Origin of the sequence: Leyella stercorea DSM 18206 (genome assembly GCF_000235885.1) — a bacterium.
Lineage (GTDB): Bacteria > Bacteroidota > Bacteroidia > Bacteroidales > Bacteroidaceae > Prevotella > Prevotella stercorea.
In genome coordinates, this window is the sequence record NZ_JH379448.1 from 294 (window position 1) to 8390 (window position 8097).

The 8097-nt window shown below is 44.5% G+C and carries 7 protein-coding genes and 1 pseudogene; 4 read left to right on the plus strand and 4 right to left on the minus strand.

What is annotated here, in order from left to right; genetic code table 11:
• Nucleotides 1-649 precede the first annotated feature (649 nt).
• The 4 genes from HMPREF0673_RS14295 (at nt 650) to HMPREF0673_RS09435 (ending at nt 4885) form a co-directional block, all read left to right on the plus strand.
• Nucleotides 650-991 (plus strand): hypothetical protein, encoded by a 342-nt coding sequence (locus HMPREF0673_RS14295; protein ID WP_147381063.1) that lies wholly within the window; start codon nt 650-652, stop codon nt 989-991.
• Nucleotides 992-1093: 102 nt separating this feature from the next.
• On the plus strand, nt 1094-3343 hold the full coding sequence (locus HMPREF0673_RS09425) for a TonB-dependent receptor (RefSeq protein WP_007901442.1): 2250 nt from the start codon (nt 1094-1096) through the stop codon (nt 3341-3343).
• A 172-nt stretch (nt 3344-3515) separates the two neighbouring features.
• On the plus strand, nt 3516-4283 hold the full coding sequence (locus HMPREF0673_RS09430; protein ID WP_007901443.1) for a DUF4625 domain-containing protein: 768 nt from the start codon (nt 3516-3518) through the stop codon (nt 4281-4283).
• Between the two features lie 95 nt (nt 4284-4378).
• Nucleotides 4379-4885: a DUF4625 domain-containing protein gene (locus tag HMPREF0673_RS09435; RefSeq protein ID WP_007901445.1), complete on the plus strand. Its 507-nt coding sequence runs from the start codon at nt 4379-4381 to the stop codon at nt 4883-4885.
• A gap of 12 nt (nt 4886-4897) precedes the next feature.
• Here the strand turns inward: HMPREF0673_RS09435 and HMPREF0673_RS15075 are convergent.
• The 4 genes and pseudogenes from HMPREF0673_RS15075 to HMPREF0673_RS09450 form a co-directional block, all read right to left on the minus strand.
• A pseudogene (locus tag HMPREF0673_RS15075) lies at nt 4898-5038 on the minus strand (ISL3 family transposase); the annotation flags it as partial.
• Between the two features lie 138 nt (nt 5039-5176).
• A complete protein-coding gene (locus HMPREF0673_RS09440) occupies nt 5177-5890 on the minus strand; it encodes an SDR family NAD(P)-dependent oxidoreductase (protein ID WP_040596751.1) in 714 nt (237 codons plus the stop codon).
• Between the two features lie 102 nt (nt 5891-5992).
• A complete protein-coding gene (locus HMPREF0673_RS09445) occupies nt 5993-6559 on the minus strand; it encodes a Crp/Fnr family transcriptional regulator (protein WP_007901448.1) in 567 nt (188 codons plus the stop codon).
• 95 nt (nt 6560-6654) lie between these two features.
• Nucleotides 6655-7479 carry a DUF4377 domain-containing protein gene (locus HMPREF0673_RS09450; RefSeq protein WP_007901449.1) on the minus strand — a complete coding sequence of 275 codons (825 nt, stop codon included), beginning with the start codon at nt 7477-7479 and terminating at the stop codon, nt 6655-6657.
• Between the last annotated feature and the right edge of the window lie 618 nt (nt 7480-8097).

An 8097-nucleotide genomic window follows, 5' to 3' on the forward strand; every position in this document is an offset into this window, starting at 1 on the left:
GTTTTACTTCGGTTTTGCCTATGTTTTAGGAAGTAAACTGGTAGATGGACGATGAAGGCTGATAGATGGCTGGCAGATAACCCTGACCGAACAGCTATCTATCAGCCCTCAACTCTCTGATTTATAATAGGCTATGCGTCTGCTGACACTTCTGACACATTTTTTCGCATACTTATTGTTTTTATGCACAGCACCATTAAAGTATATGGCAAATTCTCATTGTTTATTTCACAATACCTGTTTCTATCTCGTTTTCTAAATACGAGAACACATATACAGCCCCTTCATAGTATAAACTATAATGTCTTATGGAAACGCAACTCCTCAATCATGAACCTATAAATAGCGGAGGTCAGGAGATCATGACTCACAGGATATCTCGCTGTGCATCAGCCTATCTCCCATGCCATGTGTAAGCGTCTCCTTCTGTGAGCAATAGGATACCCTTGCTTTGAAGAAAAATTTAACGGACTATTGATACTACGGAAAAATTGCTAAAAAGTGATAATTCCATGAGTTGTTTGATGGCGTTTTGAAAAACAAGTGTTATCTTTGCACACGTTAGGAAACATGAGCATTCGCCTTAAGAAACTCATGCTAATAACGAGATAAAAAGTTTGGGATAATGCGTATTATTAACAATAGAAGAATGCGGTTTGCCTGGCTGCTGATGTTGGTGTATCTGCCAATGATGCTCGCCTTCACCTTCCACCACCACTCGGAGGCGGAGGGTAGTGCCGTTACATCTTATTGTTATGAATGTGCGCATCACATCCACCACGATGGACATCTCACAGCCGAGCAGAACTTCATGCACGAGTGCGTACTCTGCCAATTGCACAGTTTGCCATATGTGGTACCAAACATCGTTCACATAGCAGTGTTTATTGCTATGGTTCATATCGCCGTTGTCATGTCTTGCCCATTTGTCAAGACCCGCCAAGGCGATGTACATTCTACTCGTGCTCCACCTGTATTCCTATCTTTGTAGTTTTTTTGATGATTAATCAAAACCAAAATCGGCTATAGCTATATCCTGACGGGCGATTTAGTTTCCTTATGGTCGGTTTAGCCGATTGATTTTCAAAGATTTATGATGAAAAACAAGAAGCTGGTATATATTGTGCTTCCTCTTTTCATCAACTTGTTTCATGCGCTTACGGCAAGTGCCAAGGCTATGTCCTTACCTAAAGATTCGGCGAGGATTTCGGCTCAGGCAGACAGTGTCAAGCGGATGATGAGGGATGGTGTATCCCTAAAAGAAGTTGTAGTAAGCGGAAGCTCCAATAAAGAAATACAGATGAAGTCAGCCCTCAATGTGGTGAGGGCAAACCAAAAATTCATAGAGGAAAATTTCAGCGGTTCACTGATGCAGACGCTGAGCCGATTGCCTGGTGTGCAGGCAATGAATGTAGGTTCGGGAGAGTCGAAGCCTGTAATTCGAGGCTTGGGCTTCAACCGTGTGTTGGTGGCAGAAAACGGCATCAAGCATGAGGGACAGCAATGGGGCGATGACCATGGTCTGGAGATAGACCAGTATGCCATCGACCAAGCTGAGGTCATCAAGGGGCCTGCCTCGCTCACCTATGGCTCCGATGCCATCGGTGGTGTCATCAATCTGAAGAGTAACACGATGCCGCTGAAGAAGTTTGCCGGACAGGTGAATCTCTTTGGCAGAACCAACAATGAGTCGATAGGCTCATCGGTTCGACTGACAGGTAGAAACGGCAAGTTCTGGTATAAAGCGAATGCCACATGGATGGATTACGCCGACTACAAGGTTCCTGCCGACAGCATCGAGTATTACTCCTATTGGATTAAGCTCAAGGACCAGCGTCTTCGCAATACGGCAGGACGCGAAATGGATGGGAATCTGATGCTCGGATATGCTGGGGACAGGTGGAACACCTCTTTTCGCATTGCCGATGTGAATGCAAAGGCTGGTTTCTTTGCCAACGCTCACGGTTTGGAGGTGAGATTGTCGGACATCGATTATGACAGTTCGCGTCGCGACATCGACTTGCCTTACCATACCGTCAACCACTTCTGGGTATCAAATCATACCGACTGGAATTGGGCGGATGGCATGCTGGAAGGTAATTTCGCCTACCAAAACAACCGACAGCGCGAACTTGCCGAACCAGTGTCGCATGGCTATATGCCGATACCGACGAACGCCCTGGAGAGAAGTTTTACGAAGCAAACCTTCTCCGCCAACGTGAAGGCGATGCAGCAGATGGGCAAACACGACCTGCAGGCAGGGGGCAACGTAGAGTACCAACGCAACCGCCAGGGAGGATGGGGATTCATCTTACCAGACTTCGAGCAGTTGACCTTTGGTGTCTTCGCCATGGACAAGTGGAATTTGAGCGACAAGCTCAGCTTGACCGCCGGGGCGAGATTCGACCGTGGAAGCATGAGGATTCACAGCTATCACGATTGGTACAAGACACCGTTGAAGGCATCAACTTCCGATTCTCCCATGGATGGAACTGTGCTGCAAGGTACATTACAGCAAGGAGATTCCACTTACATGGAGCGTTCCGCCAATCTGAGGCGTAGCTACAACAGCTTCACTTGGTCGGTGGGCGTGAATCGGATGCTGGGCGACTGGGTGCTCAAACTCAATGTGGGCAAGAGTTTCCGTATGCCGATAGCCAAGGAGTTGGGAATGGACGGAGTGAACTACAATATCTTCCGTTATGAGAAAGGCAACACCAGTCTGAAGCCTGAGGAAAGTTATCAGGTGGATGCGGGCATCGTATGCGAAAAGGGTGTGCTTTCGATGCAGTTGACTCCTTATCTCAACTATTTCCCCAACTATATCTATCTCAATCCTACGCCTCAGTACAAGGAGGGCTTGCAGCTCTACTATTACACACAGGCCAAGGTACTGAGATGGGGCTTCGAGGCAAGCGTTTCGTGGAAGATTCTTCCATACTTGAAATTGGATGCCGACGGCGAGTACCTTTACGCACGCCAGCTCAGTGGAGAGAAGAAAGGTTATGGCCTTCCGTTCTCCACCCCATGGTCGGCTCGCGCAGAGTTACGCTATCTATTGCCCACACAAAATCCTGCCAAGTCGGGATTCGTGGCTTTGGAATGGCAAGTGGTGGGAACGCAAGATATAATCGTTCCTCCCGAGGAGAAGACCAAGGGGCACCAGCTCTTGAATGCCAGCATCGGAAAGAAGTTCAAACTTGGTGAAAACCAGTTGGAAATAACCCTTCGTGGAGAAAACTTGTTGGGCAAGCGATACTACGACCACACCAGTTATTACAGACTGATGGGAGTGCCTGAACCTGGAAGAAACTTCTCGGCTATGGTTTCCTGGAACTTCTGATTCCTTCCTCGAACCATAACTCGAATAATAAGGAGTTCTCTTGGAAGAATGATAGCCAAGCGGCAAGGAAGCCCTCCTGTCAGTTTGACAAACATGGACGAACAGTGCGCTTCTGGTGTACAACAAAGCGTTTCTGTAAGTATATAAAAGTAAATAAAAAAGATTAGAAACAATGAAAAAGATTATATTTTTTGCAGCCTCAGTGCTGTTTTGTGTATTTAGTTTAGTGTTGTCATCTTGCAGCGATGATGATGATGCAAAGCAGAGTGTAGCAAAACCAGTTGTAGCCCTTGCCGAGGTAGGCAAGGAGAACTCCAAGGAAGCCATCGCCGGCAAGGATCTCCACTTGGAGGGCGACTTGGTGGCAGATGGTTTGATTGCCCGCATTGACGTGACTATCGCCGCAAAAGACGGCAACAAGACCATCGTCAAGCAATCTTATACCGAGGGCAAATACATCGGTGTGAGAAACACTACCTTCCACGAGCATCTTGACATCCCCGCCGATGCTGCTCCTGGTGCTTATACTGTAACATTTGTCGTAACCGACAAGTTAGGTCAGAGCACTACCTTCACTTCCGACCTCACAGTCAAGGCACTCGACAAGACAGCCCCAACCATTACTTTCAAGGAAGTGGGCGAGGATGATAGCCACAAGGCGGTAATTGGCCAGAAGATGCACTTGGAGGTACAAATCGAGGCTCCTCACAAAATAGCCAAGATAGAAGTGGAATTCCACAACACAGCAGCTGGTTACGAACATGTATTCACCTATACAGACGAGAAATATGTAGGCGAGACCTCAGCTCTCTTTCACGAGCATCCTCAGATTCCTACAGACGCTCCTGCCGGCGAATACCACATTCACTTCACCGTAACCGATGCTGTAGGCAATTCAACGACCGAAGAGGCCGAGGGCATTCAGATTACCAAGGAATAAAGCTTCAGGTATGAGATAAAAAATAAAATGACCGTTTCTTGGCTTTGGCACTTTGGTGCCAAGCCAAGAAACGAAAGCTTTAATACGTAAGAACGATGAAAAGAAGTACAATTTATTTGTTATATATATTTTTTGCTGCAGCGGTGATGGGGATAGCTGGTAGCTTGACCTCTTGTTCAAGTGACGACACCGATGACACAACGGTCAACGATCTGGAAAAGCCTGAGATTGTGGATGGAGACTTGCCCAACCCCATCGACTGTCAGCAGTATCATAGAGGCGATGTTATCGCTTTCCGTTATACTTTTACAGATAATGCAGAATTAGGCAATTTCAACATAGAGATACACAACAACTTCGACCACCATACCCATTCTACTTCGGCTGGCGACTGTACGCTCGACCCTAAAAAGAACCCTGTAAGTCCTTGGGTATATAACCAAGACTACCCTATTCCTTCGGGTTTGAAATCGTATGATGCAAAGGTGGACATTACCTGTCCTAAAGACATAGATCCTGGTGATTATCACTTTATGGTACGTGTAACCGACAAGTCTGGTTGGCAACAGCTCAAGGCAGTTAGCATCAAGATCTTAGAATAAAAGGTTCTTCCGTTAAATGCGTAGACGCTTGTCGTGTAGAGCGTATAGCTTTAACGTGAAGAACTCATCATTTCTGAATCCATACATTTGTCTTTTCAGCACTTTTATCTTGTTGTTTATACCTTCAGTAGGGCCATTTGATATTGGGTAGTCATACCATGCAAGTATTATGCAATCATCAACGGTTCATTCAAGTTCAGCACATTGTCAAGCCTTGTCTTGTATTTGGCCTCAAAGATGTCGTTGCCGTTTCTCAGCAATATCCAGCGCGTGCCCTTGAAATGTTAGAAGCTACATTCGTTTGAAGATATAAAAGGGCAGACTTCGATATATTATAGCAAGTATGTGCCATCGTTTGGTGACATATACTTTTGACTTCTTTCTGCTAATAGCTGCAATGATTTGAGTAGCAACTTTCTCTATCGGCATTACCCAAAACAAGCCTTCTCCCTTTGCCATAGCTGTGTCAACAAGACCTGGTCTGACATCTGTTACGGTTATGCAACCACCATTTCTGAAAGCCTTCTTGCGTATTGCTTCCATATAATTAATTTGGTAGGCTTTTGTTGCGCTATAGGCTGGTGCAACCGGTTCGCCTCGCAATCCACCAGCAGAAGTTATAGCTACAAGATGACCATAACCTTGTTGTTCAAAAATACAATACAATCTATCAATAACATATGTCCAACCAACAACATTTGTATCAATGGCGGGACGCTCAATCGCATAGTCAAGCGTGGCATTAATGTCACCAACGCCTGCACACACAATAGCAAGGTCTAAGTGACCGAACTCTTTTAGAAGAGTATTTATCGCTTGTTCTGTCTCATTTAAGTTTGTGACATCTGCTTTTGAAACAATGGTTTTGGAAGGATACTGCTGACTTAATTCATTAAGCAGGTTTGTTCGCCGACCTACAATGCCAATTCGATTATCTGCATTGGCATACTTCACAAAAAGAGCTTTACCAATACCAGAGGTAGCTCCGATTATAAGAATATTCATACTGTATTTTTTGTGCAAAGTTAATGCTTGCCCATTAAAAACAGCACGTGTTCTAAGACTATAAAACATTACAAGGGCAAACTCTCAAAGTGTTTTGAGAGTTTACTCTCCAAAAGTAAATTCCCTACGTATATTGCTTATAGTTGTTGGTGTAACTTTCAGATAAGAGGCTATATCCTTCAAGTTGATGCTTTGAACTAATTCCGGACAACGAATTAGCAAACGCTTGTATCGTTCTCTGGTTGTCATACGATAGGTATCAAGATATTGTGCATAAACTTGAGCAAAAAGGCTATCGGATATGGCTTGTTTGAGTCCTTTCGTATTTAAGGAATCCAATAAGTTATCCAGTTCTTTCCCTAATATTTGGAATATCTTACACGTTGTTCCAGCCACAATAGTCAACTCTGACTTTCTGCCAGTAAGACAATTCGGATAGTCAGCCACAAACTCTCCTTCGAAGGCAAAACCAGTACAGTAGTCCTTACCTTCATCTTCGTTATTCACCATATACTTGAAGCATCCACGCTCCACATAAGCCACATATTTTGACGGCTTGCCTGCATCCTCAAATATCTCACCACGCTTCAATAAGCGTACTTCTCCATGTTCCATGCAGTAATGACGCAGAGAATCCAAATCAAGTCCATCCTTATACAAATTGAACATCTTCACTTATGATTTCTTTGGGCAATATGATATAATTACTGCATACATATCGCCCTCATTCTTTTGACATAAAACATTAATATCAGCCAGCCATCTTATTGCTTTTCGACTGCAAACTCGAGTTTCTGGAGTCCTTTCTTGTGAATGTTAGCGAGGACGAGCGAGTAACGCACCGACTCACCGGGCTGCATCGACTTAATCTTGCTGAATTCTTCTTCGGGCACTACGTCCTTGAACATCGGACCGTCGGAATTGTTGTATACCAAACGCAAATGGTCGGCGAAGGGAGTGACTACGAACGAATAGTACGCCTGATAGGGTATCGACTGGAACTTATTCCAATTGGCATCGGCTTTGTCAAGGATGTTGTCGAGCCAAATGCGTGCCGACTTGTAGGAGGGCAGCTTGCGTCCGTCGGCGTAGAAGATGGTGCCGTCGGCGTTGACGAGATACTTGGTGCTGATGGAATACTTCGTGAAAGGGCACAAGTCGTTGTACTCGATGTCTGCCTCCGACTTGATGTCGTTGTCGACCTTCGTACTGGGTTCGGATACGAGTCGGTCTTGAAGTATGTGTATCAGCTTGTAGGTGCGATTGTAACCGTCGGCGGGCGGGTTGGCAAGTATCGTTCGCTTTACGGAGAGATAGTATTCGTGACCTCGCTCGTAGGTGAAGCCTTCGATGCGGTTCATGCCTAAACGTTCTATCTGGTTTGGACTGTCGTCGGTCTTGACGAGCAGGCATTCTATCGGGTTCTCCTGCTTGTCGTCAAACGGAGAGTACATGATGCCGGTTTCTGGCAAAACGTTCATTCTGATTTCCTTGACGCGGTCTTTCGGCTCGTCATCGGTGCAGGCAGCAAGTGCTGTCGTTAAAAGGAATAGCACAAGGAGCATTCCTTCATAAACTTTGGATTTCATAATTTAATGGTTTTTAAAAAACATTGATATCTTCGCTGACATTTTCTATTATATTATGTGTCAAATCCATAACGATCTAATTATTTGTTCTATATGTGATTATCTCACTGCAAATCTACAACAATAAATACAAACGGCAAAATGTTTGACTGACTAATCAAACAGTAATAATTCCAGTTAGAACGGAATATGACGAGAACGGAAAACCCGTACATTCTTTAGAAGGTGTATCTTTCGAGGAGGCTTTTGATAAATTTAAACAGTTTGTTGAGCAGAATGGGCATCTCCCATTTGCTACATCTGGTGAATATGAATGCTCTCTTCGTAGATGGCAACAAGAAATAAATCATGATATAAGACCTTTGACCCATACTCAATATAAAGAATTTGAAGAACTAATGGCATCTTATGCCGATCTGCCAAGGACGCGTGTGTTATGGAAAAAGAAGAAAGAATAAGAAATAAAAAATATGTCGTATATAGAGCAACAAAGGTTGAAGCATTCAAAGGCTTATGTTCAATGGACGAAAGAGGAGGACCAAAAATTAATTGAACTGTATTCCAAAGGAGAAACAATAGAAGAATTGTGGGTAGTGTAAACAGAACTGTGTCACGGCT

Coding starts and splice junctions, on each gene's coding strand:
- HMPREF0673_RS09430 (WP_007901443.1), top strand. CDS start 3,516: ATGAAAAAGATTATATTTTTTGCAGCCTCAGTGCTGTTTTGTGTATTT.
- HMPREF0673_RS14295 (WP_147381063.1), top strand. CDS start 650: ATGCGGTTTGCCTGGCTGCTGATGTTGGTGTATCTGCCAATGATGCTC.
- HMPREF0673_RS09450 (WP_007901449.1), bottom strand. CDS start 7,479: ATGAAATCCAAAGTTTATGAAGGAATGCTCCTTGTGCTATTCCTTTTA.
- HMPREF0673_RS09425 (WP_007901442.1), top strand. CDS start 1,094: ATGATGAAAAACAAGAAGCTGGTATATATTGTGCTTCCTCTTTTCATC.
- HMPREF0673_RS09445 (WP_007901448.1), bottom strand. CDS start 6,559: ATGTTCAATTTGTATAAGGATGGACTTGATTTGGATTCTCTGCGTCAT.
- HMPREF0673_RS09440 (WP_040596751.1), bottom strand. CDS start 5,890: ATGAATATTCTTATAATCGGAGCTACCTCTGGTATTGGTAAAGCTCTT.
- HMPREF0673_RS09435 (WP_007901445.1), top strand. CDS start 4,379: ATGAAAAGAAGTACAATTTATTTGTTATATATATTTTTTGCTGCAGCG.